Origin of the sequence: Variovorax glucosi (assembly GCF_051216695.1) — a bacterium.
GTDB lineage: Bacteria > Pseudomonadota > Gammaproteobacteria > Burkholderiales > Burkholderiaceae_C > Variovorax.
The window spans coordinates 1-1,535 of record NZ_JBPJZE010000065.1 but is presented as its reverse complement, the minus strand read 5'-3'; the positions used below and the strand labels follow the sequence as shown (position 1 = coordinate 1,535).

Sequence of the window (1,535 nt, the reverse complement as noted above, 5' to 3'; positions counted from 1 at the left end):
CTTGTGCATCATCAGATGCGAACGCGGCACGCCCGCAATGCGCAACGCGAGCTTCAGCGTGGCGTCGTCGAGCTGATCGGCAGGCACCGAGAAATTGGCCAGTCCCCACTCTGCCGCCTGTGTGCCGGGAATGGTGTCGCCCGTGAACATGAGCTGCTTGGCGCGCATGGCGCCGAGGCGATAGGTCCACATCGCAGTGGTCGGGCAACCCCACACGCGCGTGGGCATGTAGCCGATGCGCGCGTCGTCGGCCATGGTCAGCAGGTCGCAGCACAGCGCGATGTCGCTGCCGCCCGCAACCGCATAGCCATGTACCTTGGCGATGGTGGGCTTGCGGCTGTGCCACAGGGACATGAAGTCGCCTGTGTTGCGCTTCATGGCGGCGTAGTCGAGCATCGGGTCCCACGGCGTTTTCTCTTGCCGGCAGGGGTGGTCGCCCTGCTCACCGTCACCCTCGCGGCCATGGCCTTCGGCATAGTCGCCGAGGTCGTAGCCGGCGCAGAAGGCGCGGCCTGCGCCTTCGACCACGATCACGTGCACCTCGTCGTCGGCTTCGGCCCATTCGACCGCGCGTCGAATCTCCGAAGGCGTGGTCTCGCCGATGGCGTTGAGCTTGTCGGGCCGGTTGAGCACGAGGCGCGCGATGCGCGGGTGCTGCGGGTCCTTGTCGATCAGGACGGTGTTGAAGGCTGGCATCTGGCTTGTCTCCTTGCGTGAGGGTTGTGCTGCTCTTCCAGCATCGTCACCCACGCACAGGCAAACCTGCAAGCTCTTCAGGCCCCCGCCGCACCACCCAGCTGAAAGCGAAACACCGCACCCTTGTCCGGCTGCTGCACAAGCCGGATGTCGCTGCCGTGCAGCTGCAGAATGCGCTTCACGATCACCAGGCCCAGCCCGCCGCTGCTCGCGCTGTCGGTGCGCGAACCGCTCATGAACACGGGGCGCATGAACAGGGCCGGCTGCAGCTCGCCCGGAATGCCGGGGCCCGTGTCGCTCACCTGCACCGTCACGCCCGCGTTCTCCGCGCGCAGCTGCACCACGATCTCGCCGCCCTCGGGCGTGTGGCGGATCGCGTTGTCGAGCAGGTTGGTCAGCACGCGCTCGATCATGCCGAGGTCGGCCGACACCACCGGCAGGCCCGGCGCGATGTCGGGCTTGAGGCGTTGATGCCTCGCCTCGGCCGCCAGCTCGAACTTCTGGAACACGTCCTGCACGAGATCGGCGAGTGCAAAGTTTTCCTTCTCGGGCTTGACCACACCGTATTCGAGGCGCGCCAGTTCGAACACTTCCTGCGCGAGACGGCCGACCTTGCGGCTCTGGCCCAGCGCAATCTCCAGATAGCGCCGCCGCTCTTCCTCGCTGAGCGTGCCGGCCTTGAGCAGCAGCGTTTCGAGATACCCGTGCAGCGACGTGAGCGGCGTGCGCAGGTCGTGCGAAATGTTGGCGAACAGCTCGCGGCGCTGCTGGTCCTGCAGGGTCAGCTCGCGCCATTGTTCGGCGATGCGGCGCGTCATCTGCGTGAAGGCCTGGCCCAG

Annotated in this window: 2 protein-coding genes; both read right to left on the bottom strand. The window is 66.7% G+C overall.

The genetic code is table 11. The annotated features are described in order from the left end of the window. The coding region (locus ACSFA3_RS22885; RefSeq protein ID WP_435507750.1) for a crotonase/enoyl-CoA hydratase family protein at positions 1–696 on the bottom strand (696 nt) is incomplete at its 3' end. Positions 697–773: 77 nt separating this feature from the next. Continuing rightward, the coding region (locus ACSFA3_RS22880; protein WP_435507749.1) for a sensor histidine kinase at positions 774–1,535 on the bottom strand (762 nt) is incomplete at its 5' end.